A 23,391-nucleotide genomic window follows, 5' to 3' on the forward strand; every position below is an offset into this window, starting at 1 on the left:
AAGTTGACAATAGGGAGGAGAGCAATAAAGTCATAGTGAGTCAGCATGTCCAAATTATTTTCCGCCGCGGCGCTGTTACTGTTTGCCGCGACCAGCGGTGTCCACGCGGCTGCCATGCCTGTCCAAGGCGAAGTCTGCGCCAGTTGTCACGGCGCCGACGGCAAAGGCCAGCCCAATGTGGCACCGATGTTAGCCGGGCTGGATAGCCAATACCTGCAAACCCAAATAGCACTCTTTATTTCTGGCGAGCGTCAGAACCCGATGATGACGGCGATGGCGCAAGGGTTGAGCGATCCTGCGGTGCGCAAAAGTGTGCTGGATTACTACTCAGCACTGCCGACGTACCAATTTACTCATCTTGAACAGCGCGGCGATCAGGCCGACATCAGCAACCCCTATCGCAAGCTGATTTATCAGGGAGATTGGGACCGCAACATTCCGGCGTGTTCAACGTGTCATGGTGCCAGCGGAATGGGCGTAGCGACATTCCCGCGTTTGGCCAGCCAGCATGCCGATTACCTGAAAAATCAGCTCCACAGCTGGAAAAACGGTACGCGTCAAGGCGACCCGCTCAACATGATGGCGACCATTGCTGGCAAGTTGACGGATGATGAAATTGAGAATCTGGCGTTTTACTTCGCGTCGTTCCGTTACTGATTGCTGCAGGAGAGCTCGTGAAATTTGCATTTTCCCTTTTAACGCTCAGTCTGTTGCCAGCGCTGGCTATAGCCACGACAGAGCTGCCTGATCGTCAGACAGAACTCCCCGCGGTAAAGAAATCGTCGCAGGCCGAGTATCTGGTGCCGCGCGATTTGAGCACGATTCCCGACGATGAATTTGGCCGTCAGGTCAAACACGGTTATTCGCTGTTTGTGAATTCACAGCAGATGCGTGGCCAGTATGTCGGCAACGATCAGAACTGCGTCAACTGCCACATGCAGGCGGGACGTAAACCGAACGCGGCGCCGCTGTGGGCGGCGTACATGGCGTATCCGGCCTATCGCAAAAAGAACGACCGGGTAAACAGCTACGCCGACCGCATTCAGGGCTGTTTTCAGTATTCGATGAATGGTAAGCCGCCTGAGTACGATTCACCGGAGTTGGTGGCGCTGAGCGCTTATGCGTACTGGTTGGCGATGGGCGGTTTGATGGATCAGTATGGTCTTGGCGATCAGCCGGTTCCGGCGCTGGATGCCAAGCAGCTACAAACGGGTGGCAAAATTGAGTCGTTCCCGCTGCCGGACGTGATTGCCAAAGCGCTGCCGGTCGAGAAACGTGGCAATCTGGCCGGGCGTGGCTATCCGAAGCTCGCCAATCCAGAGCAAGCACCGTCGCGCGAACGTGGCGCAGACGTGTATGCCAAAAACTGCTCAACCTGCCATGCGGCAGACGGACAGGGCATGGCCGATGCAACAGGACGTTCTTACATTCCGCCGCTGTGGGGCGAGTATGCCTACAACTGGGGCGCAGGCATGCACCGTATCAACACGGCGGCGTTTTTTATCTATGAAAACATGCCGCTGGGTAAGAGCGTTCAGCTAACCGTGCAAGAAGCGTGGGATGTGGCGGCGTACGTCAACAGTCACGAGCGTCCGCAAGATCCACGATATAAAGGCGATCTGGATGCCAACCTCAAGCAGTACCACGCCCATGATGGCTTCTACGGCAAAACGGTTGAGGGGTATCGCTTGGGCAGCAAAGCGTTTCCCAGCGGTACGGTCAACTAAATTGAAAAGCGCTCATTCGAGCGCTTTTTTCTCTATTTTCAACCACCAGATCTGCTGGTGGATTTTTACCGCTCAGTGAACGCGATTCGACCATTGCGCACCAGAGCGCGGCGCACGTTTTTGCACAATTTGCCAAATCGGTTGAGTTCGTCGAACGAGGGCGGTAAGCCGCGCTTCACCTGGTGTTGCCAGTAGCTGAGTTCGCTGTCGACCAGTTCCATCAGTTTTTTCGGGCAGCCGACACAGGTATTGTTTGGGCCGCAAACAAAGGTGTCTTGTTGATACAGCGGGAATTCCTGTTGCACCGCGTCGATGATCTGCTGCATAGCGGTGAGGCGGTCGGGTTTGTTGGACATGTTAACCCCTTGGAATAAAGAGGCTATTTTAATGGTCAAGCGGTAGACATCACCACACCACTTAAGGGGAAAACTGGCGGGATTGAGACATTAAACTCGTCAATAATAAACAGCCGCGCAACGTGCTTCTCTCCTAACCCTTTAGTTGAATAGTCTTGCTGAACATGAGATTAATCCCGCGTCAAATATTTGATATTTCAATGATGTAACTGAGGCTGTGGTTACATTACATCGGCGATAGCCACAACATTTCTGCTGTCAATGAATTGACCCGCTTTTATGAACGACGTTACTATTCGAATTATTACTAAGTCGTCTATCCTGAAATTAATTTGCTCGCCCAACTCACGTGAGCCGATTATCGGTGGCTGTTTGGCGGCAATGAATACTTAGATTCTCAACATCGGTCTGTCGAAAAACCAATTGCGTAGGATAGGAAGCGTTGGAAAGTATGCCATTCACTGACAAAAGCTCGTTTGTCAGGACGACACAATCTCTGATACTGGCTTTGGTTTTAGGCCTGTTATGGATGTTGTCGCGCCGAGACTTTGTCACTTTTCATGCAGTTATTGAACTCTCTACGGTATTTGTCTCCGGACTGATTGCTCTTGCTGGCTATAAAGCGTCGGCAAAAAGTGACGCGCGCCCGTTGGCGCTGCTCAGTTCACTCTATCTGTGCGTGGCGTTTGTCGACCTCGCGCATATGATGAGCTACAAAGGATCACTGTTTGCTGAAGGTCTGGGCGCGAACCCGCCGACGCAATTCTGGGTGCTGGCACGCTTGGTGGAAGCGGTCGGACTTGCTGTGGTGTTTATCTGTCCATTTCAGTGCCGTTACGTGCAGCACTACATCAAAGCCCTGGTGCTGGTCACGCTGGCTGGGGTGTGCGCGATTTATCCGCTGGAAATTTTCCCTCAGGCTTTTATTGAAGGTCAGGGACTGACGCCGTTTAAGATCTACAGCGAATATGCGGTGATCAGTTTTGTGTTACTGGCCGCCATAGGGGTGTGGTGGCGACGCGAAAGCTACCCGGCAAGTCAGATGAAGTATCTGCTGATTTCTTTTGCGCTGACAATGTTGGCCGAATTCTGCTTTACCCAATACGCGTCAGTGTACGGCGACGCCAATGCTGCCGGCCATTTGATTCGACTGGCGTCCAACTACTTTCTTTACCGCGGCATCATTGCCGACAAGAATGTTGCCCGCAACACGCTTTATCACGCTAACCCACTGCATCTTACTATCGTTGTGCTGGCTTGCATTATCTGGCTGACGATTGCGATCAGTCTTCGTTATATCGAACACGAAGGGAAGCAGCGTGACGATCTCTACCTCTACAAACAGCGTTTGCAAGGTCTGGCTATCACACTCGACGCGACACTGGAAAGCAAGTTGCGGCTGACAGACAGCCTCGAAGCGTTTGTGATGTCGCGCCCCAATTTTACTGACGAAGAGTTCACCACGTTCGCCAACCGTGTGTTAGAGAAAACGCCTTACATCACCAGCTTGCAACTCGCGCCGAAAGGGATTGTGACTTATGTAACCGATGTGGATCGCAACCAAAAAGCGCTTGGCCACAATCTGCTGCAAGATCCAAAACGCAAAGCGAGTGTCTTAAAAGCGATTTCTGGCAGACGCACCATCGTCGATGGCCCGTTAACTTTGCTGCAAGGCGGTCAGGCTCTGATTGCTCGCGCACCGATCTATCTGCCATCGGAAAAGGGGGGGCCGCGCAATACATTCTGGGGCTTTTCAACGGTGTTGATCGATATGGAAGCCTTGTTGAAATCGGCAATCATCACCGAATTCTCCAAAGAGTTTTCCTTATCGGTCCGCGCCATCAACCCGGTTGGCGATGTGAATACGCTGGTACTGGGGGATATCGATACCGATGCTAACCCGGTATTGCAAACCGAGATTCAGCTAAGCAACAGCCGCTGGGTGCTATCGATGGCTGGCCGCAAAGACGCGTACAGCAACCACACCAGCTTTATTTTGTCTTCTTGGTATTGGATTTATCTGTTGTTGTCGACAGGTGTGATAGCGATTGGTCTGTACCGCATACTGAGCCACAAGCTGTATGTCAGAAAAGCGGTCAAGGCGGCGACACAGCATTTGCAGCAAGAAGTGGAACGCCGCCAGGAAGTCGCGGAATTGGAACGTCGCCTCGCAACGCAGGATGATTTGACGGGTATGACCAACCGCCGACACTTCTATGAGTTGGCGCACAATCACTTCGATACAGCAGTCGCGCATCAGCAGCCGTTTACGCTCTATTTCATGGATCTTGATGGCTTTAAAGCGATCAACGATACCCATGGGCACGCCGTTGGCGATCAGGTGTTGAAGGTTGTTGCCCAGCGCCTGAAATCGACGGTTCGTTCCAGCGACATTATGGCCCGTTTTGGCGGCGATGAGTTTGTGGCGATTTTGCCCGATACCGACGACGAACATTTCCATAAATCGCAGCAGATCATCGATGCCATCGGCCAGCCTATTGTCATTCACGGTCAAAGCCTGCGGATCGGCATCAGTATCGGCGCCGCGGTGTATCCGAAACACGGTTCCAGTGTTGAGTCGCTGTTGGTGGAGGCAGACAATGCGCTCTATCAGGCCAAACGCCGGGGCAAAAACTGCCTCGTCGTCGCTTAAAGCCGTGGCTTAAACTTTGCCCATCTGCTGACGAATCAATTCCCCTAAGCGAGAAATCGCCCGCTGGCGTTGCTCGGTCAGTTCAAACGAGCTGTTGAGGCGAAAACAGTGGGCAAACTGCTCGCCTGGGCTGAACATTTTCCCCGGCGCGATGGTGATCTTTTCTTGCAGCGCGCGCTGATACAGCGCCATCGCATCCATGCCTATCGGCAGTGCAACCCAGATAAAATACCCCCCATCGGAGTCGGTAATACTCACTCCGGGCGGAAACGCCTGATGAAGCTGGTCCAGCATCGCCTTTTTTCGTTCGTGAAGTTTGCGTCGCAGTTGGCGCAAATGCTGTTCGTAATTGCGCGTGGTGAGGTAGTTCGCCAGCGCAAGTTGGATCGGCACACTGGTGGTCAGGGTGCTCATCAGTTGCAGTTTTTGAATTCTCAGGGCGTGCTGACCAGCGGCAACCCAGCCGATGCGAAAACCGGCGACCAAGGATTTGGAAAACGACGAGCAGTGCATCACGTTGGCGCTGCGATCCCACGCTTTAGCGGGCAGCGGCGCTTCCTTACCTGCGTAAAGTTCGCTGTAGACATCATCCTCAATCAAGGCCACCTGATAGCGGCTGAGTAGCTGCACCAGTTGCTGCTTTTTCTCGGCGCTGAGCGTAAATCCGAGCGGATTTTGCAGCGTGCTCATCAACCAACACGCTTTAACCGAATGCGATTGCAGCGCACGTTCAAGGGAGTCGAGGTCGATGCCGTGCTGCGGATCGGTGCGAATGAAGAGCGCTTTCAGCCCCAAGCGTTCAAGGGTTTGCAACGCGCCGTAAAAGGTGGGCGATTCCACCACCACCCAATCGCCGGGACGCGTCACCGCTTGCAGACTGAGGTTGAGCGCCTCCAATGCGCCTGCGGTGATCACGATTTCATCCGGTGAGATGTTGATGCCGCGGGCGGCGTAACGTTTGGCGATGATTGAGCGCAGCGTATCGTTACCCGGCGGCAGGTTATCGAGCGCGCTGGACACCGGCATGCTGCGCGCGGCTGCCATCAGCGATTTATTCACCTGATGACGTGGATAAAGGCTGGGATCGGGATAGGCGTGACCGAAGGTGACCATGTGCGGATTGCGTCCCGCTTGCAGTACATCAAAGATAAAATCGTTGATGTCGATCTGCTCCATCGATTCGATGGCGCGCGGCACGTTGCTGCTTGTCGGAGCCGATTGTGGCGACACGCAGTAACCACTGCGCTGGCGCGATTGAATCCAGCCTTGCGATTCGAGCACTTGGTAGGCATGCAGTACCGTCATCAGGCTCAAACCCGAGTGCTCAGATTGCTTGCGCAGCGACGGCAACTTATCGCCCGCCTGCCAGATGCCTGCGTCAATTTGGTGCTTGATCTGCTCCACCAACTGTTCGTATTTCGCCATTACTTATTCCTTTTATTGACACTCGGAATATAACACTTGGTTTTATTAACTGTTATAGAAAAGCGGCGAGTTTCTGTATCTGTTCGCAATTTTCGTGGCGACTTACCATGCCGCCACAATTAAAAAGATACTGGAAGGAAGTTATGTTCAGTCTCGACGCTTTCATGCTTGCTCGCATTCAATTCGCGTTTACTGTCTCGTTTCACATTATTTTTCCCGCTATTACGATTGGTCTGGCGACCTATCTGGCGGTGCTCGAAGGACTGTGGCTGAAACGCCGCAATCCCGATTACAAAACCCTTTACCATTTTTGGTCGAAAATCTTTGCGGTCAACTTTGGCATGGGTGTGGTGTCTGGTTTGGTGATGGCTTACCAATTCGGCACCAACTGGAGTGGTTTTTCAGACTTCGCTGGATCGATCACCGGCCCGTTACTGACGTACGAAGTGCTGACGGCATTTTTCCTCGAAGCCGGATTTCTCGGCGTGATGCTGTTTGGCTGGAAGCGGGTGGGGGAACAGTTGCATTTCTTTGCCACCTGCATGGTGGCGCTTGGCACCATCATTTCCACTTTCTGGATTCTGGCGTCCAACAGCTGGATGCACACGCCGCAAGGTTATGAGATTGTCGATGGCCGCGTGGTGCCAGTCGATTGGCTGGCAGTGATCTTCAACCCCTCTTTCCCATACCGCTTGCTGCACATGGGCGTGGCGGCGTTTCTCAGTACCGCCTTGTTTGTCGCAGCTTCGGCGGCGTGGCATTTAAAACGCGGCAATGCCAGCAGCGCGGTGCGCAAAATGTTTTCCATGGCGCTGTGGATGCTGGTGGTGGTGACGCCGATTCAGATCCTGATTGGCGACCTGCATGGCTTAAACACATTGGCACATCAGCCCGCGAAAATCGCTGCGATGGAAGGCCATTGGGATAACAGCGATGGCGAACCGACGCCGCTGATTTTATTCGGCATGCCGAATATGGAGACCGAGACCACCGATTACGCGCTGGAAATTCCTTATCTGGGCAGCCTGATCCTCAATCACAGCCTGAGTAAACCGATTCCGGCGCTGAAAGAATTTGCCAAAGCAGATCGACCGAATGCCACCGTGGTGTTCTGGGCGTTTCGCATCATGGTTGGGCTCGGCATGTTGATGTTACTGCAAGGGCTCTGGAGCGTGTGGCTGCGCCGGCGAGGCACACTCAATCAACATCGTGGCTTTCTGCGATTGTGTATTTGGATGGGGCCGAGCGGGTTAATTGCGATTCTGGCGGGGTGGTTTACCACCGAAGTGGGCCGTCAGCCATGGGTGGTGTATGGGCTGCAACGCACGCGAGATGCGGTGTCCGCCCATGGTGATTTGCACATGAGCATCAGTCTGATTGGGTTTGTGCTGGTGTATGGCGCGGTGTTTGGTTTTGGCTATCTGTACATGATTCACCAAATCAAACAGGGGCCGGATGCTGCGCATTTGCCTGAACACGAACAGCCGTTTTTGTCCGGTCGCATTTAATTCAAGGAGCCTGAGATGGGATTTGATTTATCAATCGTGTGGTTTGGCATCATCGTGTTTGCCACGCTGATGTACATCGTCATGGATGGATTTGACTTGGGTATCGGCATTTTGATGCCCATGGTGACGCGCGGCGAAGCGCGCGACACCATGGTGAATTCGGTCGCGCCGGTGTGGGATGGCAACGAAACCTGGTTGGTGTTGGGCGGCGCGGCGCTGTTTGGTGCGTTTCCGCTCGCCTACAGCGTGATCATTGATGCGCTGACCATACCGCTCACGCTGATGCTGGTGGCGCTGATATTTCGCGGCGTGGCATTTGAGTTTCGCTTTAAAGCGTGGGCGCATCATCGCGTGTTTTGGGATCGCGCCTTTATGGTCGGCTCGATTGCCGCGACCTTCTGCCAAGGCATGGTGGTGGGCGCCGTGATTCAGGGCATTGCGGTTGAACATCGCCACTACGCGGGCGGCGCGTTTGATTGGCTGACGCCGTTCTCGCTGTTTTGTGGCTTAGGCTTGGTGGTGACGTATGCGCTGCTTGGCGCGACCTGGCTCATCATGAAAACCGAGGGCCATTTACAGCAGCGATTCTTTGGCATGGCGCCGCGTATTCTGACGATGCAATTGGCAGTGATGATCGCGGTGAGTGCGTGGACGGCGTTGGCGCAACCGAGTATTGCCACGCGCTGGTTGAGTGTGCCGAACGTGTTGTGGCTCTCTGCGGTGCCGCTGGCTACTGGTTTACTGGCTTGGGCGGCCTATCGCGCATTGGCGCGCCATGCGGATCGCCTGCCGTTTGTCGCTACGCTGGGCATGGTGCTGCTGGGCTTTGTTGGTTTGGGTATCAGCCTGTGGCCGAACATCATTCCGCCGTCGGTCACTTTGTGGCAGGCTGCGTCACCGCCGCAAAGCCAAGGCTTTATGCTGGTGGGCGCGCTGTTCATCATTCCCTTCATTTTGATGTACACCTTTTGGAGCTATGCCGTGTTCGGCGGCAAAGTGAAAGACGGGGAGGCGTACCATTGAACAGACCACAACAGGCGTCTGAGACGCCCGCGACATGGAAACAGTGGTTGTGGCTGGCGGGCATTTGGTGTGTCAGCGTGGCGGCGCTGGGCATTGTCGCGACGCTGTTTCGAGCCTTGATGACCGCAGCCGGTCTCAGGGCTTAACCGAAGTGTAGAGCTTACTTTTAGCTCTTTGTCCCCGGCAAGAGGCTTCGCCGGGGACTTTTTTATGGGAAAAATCTTCCTGTCAGCGCTAGCTGAGCAGAATGCCGAGGAAGATCAGCGCCATGCCGCTGATTTGATACAGATGCAAGCTCTCGCCGAGCAGCGCGATGGAGAGCAACACGCCAAACACCGGAATGAGGTGAATGGATAACCCGACTTTAGCCGGCCCCAAACGTTCCACGCCCGCAGTGTAGAGCAGATATGCCAGCACTGACGGCACAATCCCCACGTAAGCCAGCGCGAGCAGCGTGTGATTGTTCCAGTTCGGCAACGCGCCGGAGTGCACTTCCCACAGGTAAAACGGCAACACCACCAACAAGCCAAGGAACATCTGCACCGACATCAAACCAATCCGGTTGATTTCTTTCGGCATGCGCTGAATCACCAGCGTGTAGATAGCCCAACTGACCATTGCCAGAAACACAATCATATCGCCCTGATTAAAGCTCAGTGAGGTGAGCACTGACCACTCACCGCGCGAAATAATGCTCAGCACGCCGACAAACGAAATGCTCATCCCCAGCCACTGTTTGGCGCTGAGGGTGAGTTTAAAAAACAGCGAGCCAAACAGCATGATCAGCAGCGGAATGAACGAGTTCAGGATCAGCGCATTACTGGCGGTGGTGGTTTGCAAACCAAGATAGATCAGCGAGTTAAACGCCGCGACGCCGGTAATGGAAGCGATGACAATCCGCGTGCGGTATTGCCAGTAAAGCCGCCATTCACGGCGCAAGATTTTGTAGGTAAACGGCAGCAGCACCAGACTGGCAATCAACCAACGATCAAACGACAGAGTGAGCGGGGGAATATCGCCGCGCACCGAGCGGCCGACAATGAAGTTACCTGCCCAGAAGAGCGGTGGCAGCGCAAGCAAACAGAGCGTTACCCACAACGTGCTTTTCGGGCTGGATTTAAGGCGGTTCACAAGACTGGTCATGACTTCCTTTTCATTTTTCTTATGAGGGAATCATGACGTTACTGGCAAAGCTCAAGAAATGCCATCGCAAAAGTGGGGTTTGTCACCAGAGAGTGATGCCGATTGGATCTGAGTGTGGTTTGAGAGCAAAAAAATAACCCGCACTTGGCGGGTTATCGGAAAGAGTGGTTGTGGTGCTTATACGCCTGCACGTTTTAGCAGACCCGCCATCAGCGGAGAGCTGGATTTGACTTGCTTCGATTTGTTCTGGAAGCTGCGAGCCAGCTGGGCATCGTCGATGTTTTTCGCGATGTACGCCATGGCATGGTAAAAATCAGTGCCCGATTTCACTTTCGCTTTGTCGTTCATTGGCGCCAGCAGTTGAACCATAGCGGTGCCCGTCATTTTTTTCTCAGTCGCGTACTTTTGAACAGAATCCAGTAGCAGATCCAGATCCGCCATCGATTCTGCGCTTTCAACGCCTTGTTTTTGCATCTCTTTACGGTTGCGTTTGCGCAGCTGCTTAATCACGAAAGCAGGTTGGTTCATTTTTTTGAAACCAAAGTAGCCAGCAGCCAGAACCAGGACGATACCGCCGATCACATAGCCCCAGATAGAGGAGCCGGAAGATTCGACAACAGGTTGGATAGAGTCAATGCTCGTCGTTAGGTCAGACATAATAAAGATCCTTAGAATGGGGCTTCGAAACAGAAGCCTAATACTTAAACTGGCAGGGAAGAAGGTGTATTGCGGTGAATCAAGAATTCATGAAAAGCACGTTTTCTGCCTTATTTCCCCATTTATTGGGCTTTTTATCCCTTAAAGCAAGGGGCGTTTATCCACGAGTCCTGTTTTTCTGTTTAATAAGTGGAATAGATCACGCAAAGGTCACTATTTGAACATAAAAAACGCGCGATTTCGAACCGAATTTTTCCGTCCGTGAATCGCCGCAGCTCAATGAAATCAAGGTTTGCCACTGTACCGCTGGCGATAAAGTGTGCCATGATGCATACCTTGCCAAATGCGCATAATTGAAAAATCAGGAGCTTATGTGGTCACTATTCGAGAAATGGATATCTCAGATTACGATGCAGTCATCGCGATTTGGAGTGAAACTGAACATTTATCCCTGCGTGATGCCGATTCACGCGACAGCATTGCGGCTTACCTGACCCGAAATCCGGGTTGTAGCTTTGTTGCCATCAAGGAAGATGTGATTGTCGGTACTGTGCTGGCTGGCACCGATGGTCGCCGTGGTTATCTGCAACACCTGGCGGTCAGCAGTCGCTTGCGTGGCCAAGGGATTGGTGAACAACTGGTCAACGCAACAGTTGATGCTCTGGCGGCTCAGGGTATTAATAAAACTCACCTGTTTGTGTTTAACACCAATGAAAGCGCGCAAGGTTTTTATCAGAAATTAGGCTGGTTTGCGCGTGACGAAGTGCGCATGTTTTCGTTCAACAGCTCAACGAATCTCAATGTGTAACTGACTGGTTGGCAAACGAAACAAAGGTCACACTAGGTGACCTTTGTGGTTTTAATTCGTCGTGATTGGCTCCGCGGATCTTTTGACCGTCAAGGTTGGAATGAGGGATTAGTGACGGTGTTTGCGCTCGTAAACCCATTCTTCTTCGTAAGTGACCTTTTCACGTTTTTTCCAATGGCCGGGGTTATCCTTCCATTTCGCCTTCTTTTTCCAGTTACCCGGATGTTTCCATGGGCGTTCGTCTTCATGGTAGTAGTGATGCACATCATAGTGCTTCACGCTCTCCCGGTAATAGCGTGTCGGGCGGCAATCGCCAGTGCCAATACTTAAACCATCCACTTTGATCTGCAGACAGTCTGCTTCCACAGTGACTCCACTTTGACGCACAGAAACATCAGCCTGCGCCATACCGAAAGGCAAACATGCGGCGCCCATTAATAACCATTTATTCAACATACGATAGTCCTGCTTGGTTCCATCAGTTGCTATTAAAGAAGCGAATCAGGAAGCCCGCAAGCTATCGGTGGCGCTTATGACGGAATTCTGACTGGGCAGACACCTGAGGTTTGAAATCGCGGGTTTGCCATGGCTAAAGTCAGGGTAGAGAAAAGTTTATTTTTCCTGAAAACAACGGGTTGCATAGTGAATGACGTGCATTCGAGTTGACAACAAAAAAGCTTCGCGGATGCGAAGCTTTTGAATCGGCAGAAAGTAAACCGCGTTACTTATTGCGTGTTTCCAGCGCGTATTTGCCAGGCCCCATCAGCATGATGGCGATGGCAACAAACAGATACACGCCAATACCTTCAGCGGCCCATGCTCCCACTTTATTCAGGGTAAACAGGTTGTCGGAATGCATCAGCCAAATCACGACCAAACTGGTGCCGATCCACACAATGCAGGACAAGCGGGTCAACACGCCGAGAATAATCAGAATAGGCACGACAACTTCGCCCAGATAGACACCGTAAGCAAAGAATGCAGGTAAACCATGCTTCACAAACAAGCCCTGAATGAACTCTGTACCGCCGTAGATTTTATGGATGCCGTGCAGCAGGAACATTACGCTGAAACTGACTCGCAGAATCAGCTTGCCCAGGTCATCTTTGTCCAACAATGAATCTAATCCGTTTAGTAGCGCTTTCATAATGATTTTCCCGAGTGGTTTTTTATTAACTTAGCATCGAATTACGAAATAGTTGCACGCTCGCTGTTGGCGATGATGAACAATTATTTCGAATAACTTTGTTGATGCGCATCAATTTATTGTTCCGGTAATTATGGTTGCAAAATTGATGGTGGATAGAAAAAGAGAGGTGAGTAAGGGTAAGTGATATTAATATTTGATTTTGCTTCAGAATGTGGCGAGTTTTAGTGTGGGTTATATAGGCTGAAATTGGTAATGAAATATCTCGAAAGGGAAAGTCGGGTTGGTGGAAAATAACGTTTAAACGCGAAAGGAGAAATTCGTTTAAACGTTATTTTTAGTCATCCAAGGCTATTTTTGCATATTGTCACTAGCCGTTTCTTTGGGCGGTGGCGTCCAGTGACGTTCGGTATCAAAACGACGATCAGTGCGGTCGAACGCCATTTCAGCTTTCAGGCGCTCTTCCAGTTCAATAAATAGCTTGATGTAGTTGTTGTCCAGCCGCTCCTTACCGAAAGTCTCCGCATTCCAGGCGGCGTATAAGCCATCGGAGTGCGTGCTTTCCACTTTCTTGTAGATATTTTTCTGGTGTTCGACGAAGAAGGGGTGAAAGCCCAGAGTCTTCATTGCCGCTGCCCCCACTTCCAGTGCAGAGTGATAGGTTTCCGAGACCGCCATATCGACCCCAGCCTGACGCAGACGATAGCCATGACCACGGTCAAACGCCCGAGCCAGCACTTTGACATGGGGGTAGGTGTGTTTGACGTATTTCACCAGCTCAACACTGCTCTCCTGATTGTCGATCGCCACCACCAGCAAGCTTGCTTCCTCAATGCCGGCGGTATGCAGCAGGTCTGGGCGGGTCGCGTCACCGAAGTACGCTTTGGTTCGGATACGACGAAGGTTATCAACCTGCACCGCCTGATGGTCGAGCACCACAGTTTGAACGCCATTGGCAACCAGCAGACGATTAACAATTTGGCCGAAACGGCCGATACCTGCGATGATCACGGTGCCTTTTTCGTCGATAGTGTCGCTTTCACGTTCGTTGGTCACCTGCTCAAACCGCGGCAGAATCACTTTGTCGAACAGTATGAACAGCCCCGGAGTGAGGAACATCGACAGCGCGACCACCAGAGACAGTATCTGCGCTAAATCGGCAGGCAGAACATGACGTTGCTGAGTGAAGGTTAACAGTACGAAACCAAATTCGCCCGCCTGCGCCAGACTGAGGGTAAACAGCCAGCGGTTGCTGCCTTTGATACGAAAGATCAGCGCCAACAGATAGAGCACCAACGCTTTGAGTAACATGACACCGAGGGTGGCGCCGATGATGATAAAGAAGTGGCTGAACAGAATGTCGAATTTGATGCCAGCGCCCACGGTGATGAAAAACAGCCCGAGTAACAAGCCTTTCAGCGGTTCGATGTTGGCTTCCAGTTCGTGGCGAAATTCACTGTTGGCGAGGACAACGCCGGCAAGGAAAGTGCCCAGTGCCGGAGACAAGCCCACCACATTCATCAACGTTGCGATACCGACCACCAGCATCAGTGCCGTAGCAGTAAAGATTTCGCGTACGCCCGCGCTGGCTACAAAGCGAAACAGCGGGCGACTGAGGTAGTGACCGCCCACCACCACGGTGGCAATTGCTGCGGTGATCACCAGACCGTATGCCCAGCCCGGCAGGTCGGCGATCAGCGTCAGTTCATCGTGATGCGCGGCGGCGGCATTGGCCGCTGTTTGCGCTTGCTCAATCAGCTCAGGCAACGCCAACAGCGGAATAAAAGCCAGCATCGGAATGACGGCGATGTCCTGAAACAGCAGGACCGAAAACGCATTTTGACCACCTTCAGTCCGGTTGAGGCGCTTTTCGTTAAAGGTTTGCAGCACAATCGCGGTCGAAGATAGGCAGAAAATCAAACCGATGGTGAGCGCCACAGACCAGGTGAGGCCAAACAGTAAACACATGCCCATGGTCGCCAGCGTGGTGACACCGACCTGCAAGCCACCCAGACCGAGCAGGCGTGTACGCATCGCCCACAGCATTTTCGGTTCCAGTTCCAGACCGACCAGAAACAGCATCATCACCACGCCAAATTCGGCGAAATGCTGAATGGTGGATGTTTCATCGCCAACCAGTCCGACGACCGGACCGATGACCACGCCTGCCATCAGGTAGCCCAATACTGAGCCGAGGCCAAAACGCTTGGCAAGCGGCACCGCGATCACCGCAGCGACAAGATAGATGAAGGCCTGAATAAAATAACTGGTCATGCAGAGTGTCTCAGCTCCATAGGGCGGAAGTATTGATTGAGTGTCGACAGTTCGCCGGCGCGTTCGATATCGATGCGATCATCGCCTAAGGCCTGCAGAACCTGCATGTACCGTTTGATGTGCGCGTTGAGACGTTCGTCGTCGCATGCGGCGCGGGCATCAAACAGCACCAACGGCGCAAGATAATGCATGCCGGTCATGCCGGCCATCTGCTCAATAGGGCGCAGCAGTTCACGCACATTATAGTGATTATAGCCACTGGCCTGATAACTCTCGGATTTTCCGCCCGTTGACGTGATACACAGCAGCGTTTTACCGTGCAAAGCCGTGCCGTCCTGACCATAGGCAAAACCATACTCCAACACCAGATCCTGCCACTCTTTGAGAATCGACGGAGTGGAGTACCAGTACATCGGGAACTGAAAAATGATCACATCGTGTTCCAGCAGACGTTGCTGTTCTTTGTCGACATCAATATTGAACGTCGGGTATTCGCCATAGAGATCGACAAGGGTCACGTTGCGTGCGTAACGGGCGGCTTTAAACAGGCGTGCGTTGACTTCACTCTTGTGCTGACAAGGGTGGGCGTAGAGGATCAGAATACGTTGGCTGGTCATAGAATCTTGGCGTGTGGTTGAGCGTGTTAAAATAGTTATCCAATTCGTCACTGCATTCAAATGAATATTGGCGTATGCATAAGAATTTACACCTATTTGATCTCAGATGTGGCAGGGGAAAGCCCGGTCAGGTAGCCCAAATGTAAAAGAAATAACGAGATATAAAATAAGTTGTATAAATTCTTTTCTTTATGTAAGAAAAGCGAGACAATGATCACTCTTTGTCCTCCTCCTAGAACATCCTGTTTGCATATGACTCAAACCGCTTCGGCGGCGAATGACAATTCGCGCCACAACCAATATTTACGCGTTTTTGCGCTGGGCTTCAGTGCCTTTATTTTTAACACCACAGAATTCGTTCCGGTCGGCTTGCTGACCGATATTGCGAAAGACTTCGATGTGCCGCTTGCCTCGGCGGGTTGGATGCTGACCATTTATGCCTGGATTGTGGCTTCGATGTCTCTGCCGATGATGATGCTGACCAGTAAAATGGAACGCAAAACGTTGCTGTTGAGTGTGTTCACGCTGTTTATTGTCAGCCACGGTTTCTCCGTCATTGCGTGGAACTTTGAAATGCTGGTGGCGAGCCGGATTGGTATCGCGTTTGCGCATGCGGTGTTCTGGTCGATCACGGCGTCGATTGCGATACGCGTTGCGCCTCCGGGTAAGAAAACGCTGGCACTGAGCGTACTGGCAACAGGCACCTCTTTGGCGATGGTATTGGGTGTGCCGCTGGGGCGGATTATCGGGCAGTGGCTGGGCTGGCGCGTGACGTTTGGTGTCATCGGTGTGACGGCATTGCTGATCATGTTTGCGCTGTTCCGTTTGTTGCCAACCTTGCCAAGTTTGTTCTCAGGCTCGATGAAAAAACTGCCGGAGCTGCTGCGTAAACCAACGCTGCTCGGTTTGTACCTGTTTATCTTCCTGCTGTTCACCGCGCACTACACCGCGTATAGCTACATTGAACCGTTTGTGAAAGTGGTAGGCCAAGTGAGTGAAAACTTCACCACCTTCCTGCTACTCCTATTTGGCGGTGCAGGTATTCTGGGCAGTGTAATTTTTGGCTACTGGGGTGAGCGCGCCAACACCAAATTGCTGGTGAGCAATACTGCCGTGGTCATGTTGTGCATGGTATTACTGCTGCTTTCGGCCAGCAGCCCATGGGGTGTGAGCACATTGTTGTTGCTGTGGGGGACAGCATTGATGATCGTGTGTCTTGCGATGCAAGTTAAGGTGCTCAATATCGACACCAATGCATCCGATATGATCATGTCGATGTTCTCCGGGATCATCAACTTGGGTATTGGCGCTGGCGCGTTGATTGGCGCTAAAGTCATTCATTTCAGCTCACTGGAAGCGATTGGTTATGTTGGCTCCGGCTTTGCGCTGCTGGCGCTGTTGCTGATTGTGACCTTGCTGAAAAAATTCCCATCGATTCGTTGATGGTTAAATGCGAAAAAGGCAGTCCATGTGGCTGCCTTTTTTATTGTCCGCGAAAGACGAGAGCTGGTTGCAAAACCATCACAACGGCATGAAAAACTCGAATCCGATTCCAAAATGCATTCATTTTTATCATGATGAATAATAATGAGAATGAATATCGTTTACATGATGTTGGTGAGTTGCTAGTATGCAGTCAGCTTAACGCGCCGCCTTGTTGTGGCTGAAGTTTTGAAGTGTTCTGGGAATATTTCAAAACAACAAGGCGGGCGCGCTAACAACGTCAGCATCTAAAAAAAGAGATCTGTCCAACCCGAGTGGCCGCGAAGAGCGCGGTCAGTTGGAATGGTCGAGGTTCACAAGAATTAAGGATTCGGATTAATGGCAATCCCAAGAATTGCAGGTTACTCACTGCCTGCCAGCGAACACTACCCGCTCAACAAAACTCAGTGGCAGATTGACCCCGCCAAGGCTGTGCTGCTGATCCACGATATGCAGGAATACTTCGTTAACTTCTTTGATACCACTCAGTCGCCGATGAGCGACATCATCAACAATATTCAACGTTTGAAAGCGGCGGCTAAACAAGCCGGCATTCCGGTGGTGTATACGGCGCAGCCAGCCAATCAAGATCCTGTAGAGCGTGCGCTGCTGGCCGATTTCTGGGGGCCTGGACTACAAGAAGAAACGGCGATTCTTGCAGCATTAGCGCCAGAAGCAGATGACCTGGAATACGTGAAATGGCGTTACAGCGCATTTAAGAAGACCTCGCTGCTGGAAGATATGCAGGCGCAGGGTCGAGATCAACTGATCATCTGCGGCGTATACGGCCACATCGGTATTTTGTCGACTGCGCTCGAAGCGTTCATGCTGGATATCAAACCGTTTGTGATTGGCGATGCGATTGCCGATTTTAGTCAGCAGGATCACATTCATACCCTTAACTATCTGGCAGGTCGCGCTGCAAGTGTGCAGACACTGCACGCGGTGGAGCAGACGCTTGCCCGCAAGCCATCACTGACGCTGGATCAAATGTGTATCGATGTGGCTGAAGCGCTGTCGCTGGATCTCGATGAAGTCGATGTGAACGAGAACCTGCTGTTCCTCGGCTTGGATTCGATTCGCGCCATGGTGCTGCTGGAGAAGTGGCGTCCGTACGGTGTGAATGTGACGTTCGCGCAACTGATTGAGAAAGTGACGTTGCAGGAGTGGTGGATGCTTATCGGTGAACCGACCACGCGAACGGAGGCGGAACCTGCCATGGCATAACGTCATGGTGGCCAAACCGGTTGATGGGCTTTGCGAGTTTACCACTGGCAAAGCCCTTTTTTATGGGGCAACGAAATCCGCACGGCACCGGCGAAGCCAATGCTGCTGATATGGCGGTATAGAGCGAAAAAAGAGGCATGAAAAAGCCCGGGTCAACCGGGCTTTTTTGCGTGCGTTGATTGCTTAGCTGTACAGCGCACGCAGTCCTTTTTTGTCGACTTTGCCGACTGACGTTTTCGGCAACACATCGATGAACTGGATTTGATCCGGCAGTTTGAAATCCGCTAAGCCTAAATCACGCAGAAAGCGTTTCAGCTCCAATCCTTTGACCTGATGACCTTCGCGCTTGACGATCACTGCGCAGCTGCGCTCGCCCAAATAATCATCCGGCACCGCCACCAGCGCCGCGTCGTGCACCGCCTCGTGGCGCAGCAGATAGTTTTCAATCTCTTCCGCCGCGATTTTTTCGCCGCCACGGTTAATCTGATCTTTGTCGCGGCCAGTCACAATGATGTTGCCTTCCGCAGTACGTTTGACCAGATCGCCAGTGCGATAAAAGCCATCTGGGGTAAACGAACGCTCGTTGTGCGCTGGCGCGCGATAATAACCGCGAATAGTGTACGGCCCTTGCGTGAGCAGAAATCCCTCTTCACCGATGGCGACATCGTTCCCGTCCTCATCGACCACGCGCACTTGATCGTGCGGTGAAATCGGGCGGCCTTGGGTGCTTGCAATCACCTCATCACTGTCGTCAAACCGAGTGTAGTTCACCAACCCTTCGGCCATACCAAACACCTGTTGCAGGCGGCAGTGAAGCCGGCTTGGCAGTTCCCGCGCCGCGGTTTCGCTAAACTTAGCGCCGCCAACCAACAGCAGTTCCAAGCTGGAAATGTCGTGTGTGGCCTTCTCGGCGTAATCCATCCACAGCAGTGCCAGTGGCGGCACCAGCGCAGACACGGTGACACGGTGACGCTCAATCATTTCAAACGCATGTTGTGGCGTTGGATCTTGGGTAGGAATCACGCAGCCTCCCGCCCAGAATACGCCCAAAGCGCCCGGAGAGCTGAGCGGAAAGTTATGCGCGACCGGCAGCGCACACAAAAAGCGCGTCGTATGGTCGAAACGACAAATCTCCACACTGCCGGTAACACTGTAGGCGTAATCGTTGTGCGTGCGCGGAATCAGTTTCGGCGTGCCTGTGGTGCCACCCGACAGCTGGAAAAACGCAACATCACTGGCGTCGGCATCCTGCTCTTGCAGCGCAGGTTGACGGCATTCATCAAGCGCCACGAACCGGTGGTCGTCCACCGTGACTTGGCCGCGAACAATCACATGCTCAATGGTCGGGCACTGTGCCACGATGTCGTTTGCCAATGCCTGATAATTGAAGCTGCTCGCCTCGCCATCAATCAGATACGCTTTGGCATCGGCGTGCTGACAGAAGTAGCTGATTTCCATTTGGCGATGCGCGGGCAGCGCAAGCACCGGGCGCACGCCAATTTGCAGCAGGGCGAAGAAGCACTGATAAAACTCGGCAATATTGGTCATTTGCAACACGACGTTGTCGCCGCGCTGCAAACCGAGCTGACGAAATGCCGCTGCCAGTTGTGCCGCGCTGTTGACCAGTTCGCGATAGCTGATCGCGCGTTGGCCACACACAATGGCCTCGCGCTGTGCAAACTTGGCTTCGGTTTCCAGCAGGTAATCCAACAGCGTTTTATCTTGCCAATAACCCAGCGTGCGGTAATGGTCGGCCAGCTCCTGCGGCCAAGGGGTGTAATCTAATTCTCGTTGTGCGTTCATGGGGCGTCCTAGGCGGTGAGGAGTTCGTTCAGCTGAATGCCAGCGGCGGATAAAATGGTGCCCATCTTGGCGCCGGTTTCATCCAGTTCACTTTGCGGTACAGATTCGTGGACGATGCCCGCACCGGCGTACACCTTCATTTGGCGTTTTTGCACTTCGGCGCAGCGGATGGTCACTACCCATTCGCCGTTTCCACGCGAATCGCACCAGCCCACCATGCCGGTGAAATAACCGCGATCAAACTGTTCAATGTTGCGAATCGCTTCATAGGCATTGGCGCGCGGATAGCCGCATACCGCCGGCGTCGGGTGTAAATCGGCCGCAATCTTCAGCACATTGAGGTTGGCGTCGTTCGCCTGGCCCTCAAGCAGCGTTGACAGATGCAGCATGGTTTGGGTTTCGATCACCGACGGAATCATCGGCGCATACAGGTTGTGGCAGTACTGACTCAGCACGCGTTCCACTTCTTCCACCACCAAGCCGTGCTCGTGCAAATCTTTTTGCGTGTTGAGCAGCGACAGGCGTGAATCGTCGTTTTGTACCTCATTGGCTGAGCGCGGACGTGAGCCAGCCAACGGGTTCGACACCACGTAACTGCCTTTTTTCGCCACCAGCAGTTCAGGGCTTGCACCCATCAGCTTCACGCCCGGCAAGGTGTCGGCGGCAAAGGTGTAGCCTTTGGCATTGATCGCAAGCAAGTTGCGCAGCAGGCCCGGCAGGTGAATGTCGGTGTCGGTTTCCACTTCCACCGCACGTGATAGCACCGCTTTGGCGAGGTTAGTGGTGGCGAACAGATTGAGCAAATCGCTCACGCCTTGGCGGTAATGTTGTCCAGATGGGGAGGAAATCACCTTGGCCTGCGCCGCTTGGTTGGCCGCCGTGTTGGCGGAGCCGCGTGTGCTGCTGGAGACAAACAGCTGCTGCGGAATCACAAATCGGGTCGGATTTTCTTCGCGAAATGGCACGATGCCAAACAGCACCGGGTTATCCGATTCGTGCTGTTTTGCGGCTTGCAGCATGGTTTGCGCTTGCTCTGCCAACTGAGCAAAGGGTATAGGCTGGTGGATTTCTTGCTCGATGCCGATACCCAGCATCGTATTATTAGGAGAAGCGAAGAAAAACGGCGCGCGTTCAAGCTGATCGCTCAGCAGTTCGCTCTCCATTTTTGTATAGCCAATCACTTCACGTTGCATTTTGAATCCCTCTTTTACTTTCTGACGTGACTACTTATTTTCTGATGTGACTCAGCGGTCGGCCGCGTCATGCACAGTGGCCCACCACCGAGGTAGAGATCATTTGCCATTTCATTGGGCAATCGATACAGTTATAACACTTTTAATGATAACGTTTATCATTGTCATTTGATAATAAATATCATTATTGATTAAAGGTCACAGTTTTTACCGTGCTTAATTCACAGTTCAGTCAGTAAGTGCTGGCTATATTCATGCTAAATAAAAGGTTATAACGATGGATTTGTCATTAAATGAGCAAATGGTATTGGTTACCGGAGCCGCGAGAGGGATTGGTTTAAGTGTTGTAGAACATTTGCTGGCGCAAAACGCGCGCGTGGTGGCCACCGATGTGCGTATCGAAACCCTGTTGAGTCACACCGAACTGTTGCGTGCCCGGTATGGGGAAAAACTGCAATGTGCCGAGCTGGATGTGACCCAGACGGATAAAACGGCGGCCGTCATTGGGGCGCTGCAGCAGCAACACGGTCCGATCGATCATTTGGTCAGTTGTGCGGGTATTTTGCATTTGGGCGCCATCAACGACATGCCGTATGCTCAGGTGCATGAGACGTTTATGGTCAACACCTTTGGTATTCTGAGTGTGATGCAGGCGCTCAGCCCGTCGATGAAAGCGGCCAAACGCGGTGCGATGGTGGTCATCGGTTCTAACGCGGCCAACACGCCGCGCCCGAATATGGGGGCGTATGGGGCGTCGAAATCGGCGCTGCACATGCTGGTGAAGTGCATGGGCATCGAGCTGGCGCCGTTTGGTGTGCGGTGCAACATTGTCAGCCCGGGCTCCACACGGACCGATATGCAAATGCAGTTGTGGAACGAACATTATGGCGAAGCCAATGCCATCGCCGGAGATGCGGGTAGTTATCGCCTCGGAATCCCGCTGCAGAAAATCGCAGAGCCGGCGGACATTGCCAAAACCATTCTGTTTCTGCTGTCGGATGCGGCCAATCACATCACCATGCACGATTTGCGCGTTGACGGAGGCGCGACGCTCGACAACTGAGGCCTTTCACACACATAAGAAAATCTCGTACATATAAGAAAACCCCGTATTCGCGGGGTTTTTGTTGTGCGTGATATTGCCGAATCAGGCGACGGTGGAATAGCGTTGCGAGAGCACGCCATTCATTGCTTCCGCCAGCGTATCCAACAGTTTAACTGTGTTGTCCCAACTCAGGCATTCGTCGGTAATCGATAGCCCCGGCTCCAAGTCCCCGTTCCCCAGGCTCTGATTGCCCTGTTTGAGAAAACTTTCGCACATCACGCCAGCAATGCAGGTTTCGCCCGCCAGCAACTGCTGCGCGATATCTTGCGCTACGCCGAGTTGATTGTGTGCTTTCTTCAGGCTGTTGCCGTGGCTGCAATCAATGATCAAGCGCGGATTGAGGCCGCTTTCCTCCAACTGTTTCGACACCGACACCACATCATCGCTGTGATAATTGGGTACTTTGCCGCCGCGCAAAATCACGTGTCCGTGCGGGTTACCGTGTGTCATCACCAAGGCGGGGGCGCCTTGAGTGCCCGGTACGCTCATCACGTGCTCGGCCTGCGCAGCGTGAATCGCATCAATCGCGATGGACACGTTGCCATCGGTGCCGTTTTTAAACCCGATCGGGCAGGGCAGTGCGGACGCCATTTGGCGGTGAATTTGTGACTCGGTGGTTCGCGCGCCGATTGCGCCCCAGCAAATCAGATCACTGATGTACGGATAAACGGTGGTGTCGAGAAATTCGGTGGCCGTCGCCAGCCCTAAATCGGTCACGTCACGCAAAAACATGCGGGCAACACTCAGACCTTTCGCCATGTTGTGCGCGCCATCGAGGTCGGGGTCGACAATCAAGCCTTTCCAGCCGGTGCGTGTACGCGGCTTTTCAAAATAGGTGCGCATCACAATCAGCAGTTGGTCGGCGTAATCGGCTTGTACCGCGGCGAGTTTACGTGCGTATTCAAGCCCTTGCTTCGGATCGTGAATCGAACATGGTCCGACAATCACCAGCAGGCGCGGGTCCTGGCCCTCCAGAATGGCGGCGATCGCTTGGCGGCGCTGGGTAATCAGGGCTTGCTGGGTGGCACTGGTGGGAATTGATCCAAGCAGTGTTTCGACAAACGGCAGTTGGCCGACAGTGGTTGAGCGTATGACGTTGTTAAGGATTTGCATTCGTCCCCCTCAAGACGGGCAGTAAAACGGGCGGAATCATCGTTGTTATATTTTGCAAATGATAATTATTATCAGTTTTGATATTGACGATTATCGGCAACGCTCGGTTTTGTTGTCAAGCGGCGATTCA

General features: G+C 52.8%; 20 protein-coding genes and 1 pseudogene. 10 read left to right on the forward strand and 11 right to left on the reverse strand.

Annotated features, from left to right (window positions below; translation table 11 throughout):
• The first annotated feature begins 45 nt into the window (after positions 1 to 45).
• Together DYA43_RS04975 and DYA43_RS04980 are read left to right on the forward strand one after the other, a co-directional pair.
• Positions 46 to 657 carry a c-type cytochrome gene (locus DYA43_RS04975; protein WP_020428940.1) on the forward strand — a complete coding sequence of 204 codons (612 nt, stop codon included), beginning with the start codon at positions 46 to 48 and terminating at the stop codon, positions 655 to 657.
• A 17-nt stretch (positions 658 to 674) separates the two neighbouring features.
• A complete protein-coding gene (locus DYA43_RS04980) occupies positions 675 to 1,727 on the forward strand; it encodes a c-type cytochrome (protein WP_047457173.1) in 1,053 nt (350 codons plus the stop codon).
• Between the two features lie 65 nt (positions 1,728 to 1,792).
• Here DYA43_RS04980 and DYA43_RS04985 read toward each other — a convergent pair whose 3' ends face one another.
• Complete coding sequence (locus DYA43_RS04985; protein WP_020428936.1) at positions 1,793 to 2,083, reverse strand: hypothetical protein; 291 nt, start codon at positions 2,081 to 2,083, stop codon at positions 1,793 to 1,795.
• Positions 2,084 to 2,534: 451 nt separating this feature from the next.
• Here DYA43_RS04985 and DYA43_RS04990 point away from each other — a divergent pair, with 451 nt between their 5' ends.
• Positions 2,535 to 4,736 (forward strand): sensor domain-containing diguanylate cyclase, encoded by a 2,202-nt coding sequence (locus DYA43_RS04990; RefSeq protein WP_061056350.1) that lies wholly within the window; start codon positions 2,535 to 2,537, stop codon positions 4,734 to 4,736.
• Positions 4,737 to 4,745: 9 nt separating this feature from the next.
• Here DYA43_RS04990 and DYA43_RS04995 read toward each other — a convergent pair whose 3' ends face one another.
• Complete coding sequence (locus DYA43_RS04995) at positions 4,746 to 6,161, reverse strand: aminotransferase-like domain-containing protein (RefSeq protein WP_061056351.1); 1,416 nt, start codon at positions 6,159 to 6,161, stop codon at positions 4,746 to 4,748.
• Between the two features lie 143 nt (positions 6,162 to 6,304).
• On the opposite strand from DYA43_RS04995, the gene DYA43_RS05000 reads away from it, so the two are divergent.
• Genes DYA43_RS05000 through DYA43_RS05010 form a run of 3 tightly spaced genes read left to right on the forward strand, consistent with a single transcriptional unit; the run spans position 6,305 to position 8,838 of the window.
• Complete coding sequence (locus DYA43_RS05000; protein ID WP_061056352.1) at positions 6,305 to 7,669, forward strand: cytochrome ubiquinol oxidase subunit I; 1,365 nt, start codon at positions 6,305 to 6,307, stop codon at positions 7,667 to 7,669.
• A gap of 15 nt (positions 7,670 to 7,684) precedes the next feature.
• Complete coding sequence (cydB, locus tag DYA43_RS05005; protein ID WP_024375334.1) at positions 7,685 to 8,692, forward strand: cytochrome d ubiquinol oxidase subunit II; 1,008 nt, start codon at positions 7,685 to 7,687, stop codon at positions 8,690 to 8,692.
• Positions 8,689 to 8,838: a DUF2474 domain-containing protein gene (locus DYA43_RS05010; RefSeq protein ID WP_081094757.1), complete on the forward strand. Its 150-nt coding sequence runs from the start codon at positions 8,689 to 8,691 to the stop codon at positions 8,836 to 8,838. Before cydB ends, DYA43_RS05010 begins: the two co-directional genes overlap by 4 nt.
• 88 nt (positions 8,839 to 8,926) lie before the next feature.
• Here the strand turns inward: DYA43_RS05010 and DYA43_RS05015 are convergent, their stop codons facing one another.
• Positions 8,927 to 9,835, reverse strand: a complete 909-nt coding sequence (locus DYA43_RS05015; RefSeq protein ID WP_061056353.1) for a DMT family transporter — start codon at positions 9,833 to 9,835, stop codon at positions 8,927 to 8,929.
• 177 nt (positions 9,836 to 10,012) lie between these two features.
• Entirely contained in the window at positions 10,013 to 10,492 is a 480-nt protein-coding gene (locus DYA43_RS05020) for a hypothetical protein (RefSeq protein ID WP_014204782.1), read from the reverse strand.
• 373 nt (positions 10,493 to 10,865) lie between these two features.
• Between DYA43_RS05020 and DYA43_RS05025 the strand changes: the two genes are divergently transcribed.
• Positions 10,866 to 11,300, forward strand: coding sequence for a GNAT family N-acetyltransferase (locus DYA43_RS05025; protein ID WP_061056354.1), 435 nt, complete (start codon positions 10,866 to 10,868; stop codon positions 11,298 to 11,300).
• Positions 11,301 to 11,408: 108 nt separating this feature from the next.
• On the opposite strand, the gene DYA43_RS05030 is transcribed toward DYA43_RS05025, so the two are convergent.
• The 4 genes from DYA43_RS05030 to DYA43_RS05045 form a co-directional block, all read right to left on the reverse strand.
• Complete coding sequence (locus tag DYA43_RS05030; protein WP_020330054.1) at positions 11,409 to 11,756, reverse strand: hypothetical protein; 348 nt, start codon at positions 11,754 to 11,756, stop codon at positions 11,409 to 11,411.
• Between the two features lie 265 nt (positions 11,757 to 12,021).
• Complete coding sequence (locus tag DYA43_RS05035) at positions 12,022 to 12,447, reverse strand: DoxX family protein (RefSeq protein ID WP_020330055.1); 426 nt, start codon at positions 12,445 to 12,447, stop codon at positions 12,022 to 12,024.
• A gap of 351 nt (positions 12,448 to 12,798) precedes the next feature.
• Positions 12,799 to 14,721, reverse strand: coding sequence for a monovalent cation:proton antiporter-2 (CPA2) family protein (locus DYA43_RS05040; RefSeq protein ID WP_061056355.1), 1,923 nt, complete (start codon positions 14,719 to 14,721; stop codon positions 12,799 to 12,801).
• Positions 14,718 to 15,338, reverse strand: a complete 621-nt coding sequence (locus DYA43_RS05045; protein WP_061056356.1) for an NAD(P)H-dependent oxidoreductase — start codon at positions 15,336 to 15,338, stop codon at positions 14,718 to 14,720. The genes DYA43_RS05040 and DYA43_RS05045 overlap by 4 nt, the downstream gene beginning before the upstream one ends.
• Positions 15,339 to 15,590: 252 nt before the next feature.
• Here DYA43_RS05045 and DYA43_RS05050 point away from each other — a divergent pair, with 252 nt between their 5' ends.
• Positions 15,591 to 16,781, forward strand: coding sequence for a sugar transporter (locus DYA43_RS05050; RefSeq protein ID WP_020330058.1), 1,191 nt, complete (start codon positions 15,591 to 15,593; stop codon positions 16,779 to 16,781).
• A 378-nt stretch (positions 16,782 to 17,159) separates the two neighbouring features.
• The gene (locus DYA43_RS05055; protein WP_061056357.1) at positions 17,160 to 18,047 is read left to right on the forward strand and encodes an isochorismatase; all 888 of its coding nucleotides are present in this window, start codon (positions 17,160 to 17,162) and stop codon (positions 18,045 to 18,047) included.
• Positions 18,048 to 18,230: 183 nt separating this feature from the next.
• On the opposite strand, the pseudogene DYA43_RS05060 reads toward DYA43_RS05055, so the two are convergent.
• Together DYA43_RS05060 and DYA43_RS05065 are read right to left on the reverse strand one after the other, a co-directional pair.
• Positions 18,231 to 19,769, reverse strand: a pseudogene (locus DYA43_RS05060) ((2,3-dihydroxybenzoyl)adenylate synthase); the annotation flags it as partial.
• An 89-nt stretch (positions 19,770 to 19,858) separates the two neighbouring features.
• Complete coding sequence (locus DYA43_RS05065) at positions 19,859 to 21,043, reverse strand: isochorismate synthase (protein WP_061056359.1); 1,185 nt, start codon at positions 21,041 to 21,043, stop codon at positions 19,859 to 19,861.
• 277 nt (positions 21,044 to 21,320) lie between these two features.
• Here DYA43_RS05065 and DYA43_RS05070 point away from each other — a divergent pair, with 277 nt between their 5' ends.
• Entirely contained in the window at positions 21,321 to 22,106 is a 786-nt protein-coding gene (locus tag DYA43_RS05070) for a 2,3-dihydro-2,3-dihydroxybenzoate dehydrogenase (RefSeq protein ID WP_061056360.1), read from the forward strand.
• 84 nt (positions 22,107 to 22,190) lie between these two features.
• Here DYA43_RS05070 and DYA43_RS05075 read toward each other — a convergent pair whose 3' ends face one another.
• Positions 22,191 to 23,261, reverse strand: a complete 1,071-nt coding sequence (locus tag DYA43_RS05075; protein ID WP_061056361.1) for a 3-deoxy-7-phosphoheptulonate synthase — start codon at positions 23,259 to 23,261, stop codon at positions 22,191 to 22,193.
• Between the last annotated feature and the right edge of the window lie 130 nt (positions 23,262 to 23,391).

It is taken from the genome of Vibrio fluvialis (assembly GCF_900460245.1).
Classification (GTDB): Bacteria; Pseudomonadota; Gammaproteobacteria; order Enterobacterales; family Vibrionaceae; genus Vibrio; species Vibrio fluvialis.

Excerpts from the sequence above, each read along its gene's own strand:
- DYA43_RS05070 (WP_061056360.1), top strand. The coding sequence starts at position 21,321 with ATGGATTTGTCATTAAATGAGCAAATGGTATTGGTTACCGGAGCCGCG.
- DYA43_RS05000 (WP_061056352.1), top strand. The coding sequence starts at position 6,305 with ATGTTCAGTCTCGACGCTTTCATGCTTGCTCGCATTCAATTCGCGTTT.
- DYA43_RS04985 (WP_020428936.1), bottom strand. The coding sequence starts at position 2,083 with ATGTCCAACAAACCCGACCGCCTCACCGCTATGCAGCAGATCATCGAC.
- DYA43_RS05065 (WP_061056359.1), bottom strand. The coding sequence starts at position 21,043 with ATGCAACGTGAAGTGATTGGCTATACAAAAATGGAGAGCGAACTGCTG.
- DYA43_RS05075 (WP_061056361.1), bottom strand. The coding sequence starts at position 23,261 with ATGCAAATCCTTAACAACGTCATACGCTCAACCACTGTCGGCCAACTG.
- DYA43_RS05030 (WP_020330054.1), bottom strand. The coding sequence starts at position 11,756 with ATGTTGAATAAATGGTTATTAATGGGCGCCGCATGTTTGCCTTTCGGT.
- DYA43_RS04975 (WP_020428940.1), top strand. The coding sequence starts at position 46 with ATGTCCAAATTATTTTCCGCCGCGGCGCTGTTACTGTTTGCCGCGACC.
- cydB (WP_024375334.1), top strand. The coding sequence starts at position 7,685 with ATGGGATTTGATTTATCAATCGTGTGGTTTGGCATCATCGTGTTTGCC.
- DYA43_RS05055 (WP_061056357.1), top strand. The coding sequence starts at position 17,160 with ATGGCAATCCCAAGAATTGCAGGTTACTCACTGCCTGCCAGCGAACAC.
- DYA43_RS05045 (WP_061056356.1), bottom strand. The coding sequence starts at position 15,338 with ATGACCAGCCAACGTATTCTGATCCTCTACGCCCACCCTTGTCAGCAC.
- DYA43_RS05015 (WP_061056353.1), bottom strand. The coding sequence starts at position 9,835 with ATGACCAGTCTTGTGAACCGCCTTAAATCCAGCCCGAAAAGCACGTTG.
- DYA43_RS05035 (WP_020330055.1), bottom strand. The coding sequence starts at position 12,447 with ATGAAAGCGCTACTAAACGGATTAGATTCATTGTTGGACAAAGATGAC.
- DYA43_RS05040 (WP_061056355.1), bottom strand. The coding sequence starts at position 14,721 with ATGACCAGTTATTTTATTCAGGCCTTCATCTATCTTGTCGCTGCGGTG.
- DYA43_RS04990 (WP_061056350.1), top strand. The coding sequence starts at position 2,535 with ATGCCATTCACTGACAAAAGCTCGTTTGTCAGGACGACACAATCTCTG.
- DYA43_RS04995 (WP_061056351.1), bottom strand. The coding sequence starts at position 6,161 with ATGGCGAAATACGAACAGTTGGTGGAGCAGATCAAGCACCAAATTGAC.
- DYA43_RS05020 (WP_014204782.1), bottom strand. The coding sequence starts at position 10,492 with ATGTCTGACCTAACGACGAGCATTGACTCTATCCAACCTGTTGTCGAA.
- DYA43_RS05050 (WP_020330058.1), top strand. The coding sequence starts at position 15,591 with ATGACTCAAACCGCTTCGGCGGCGAATGACAATTCGCGCCACAACCAA.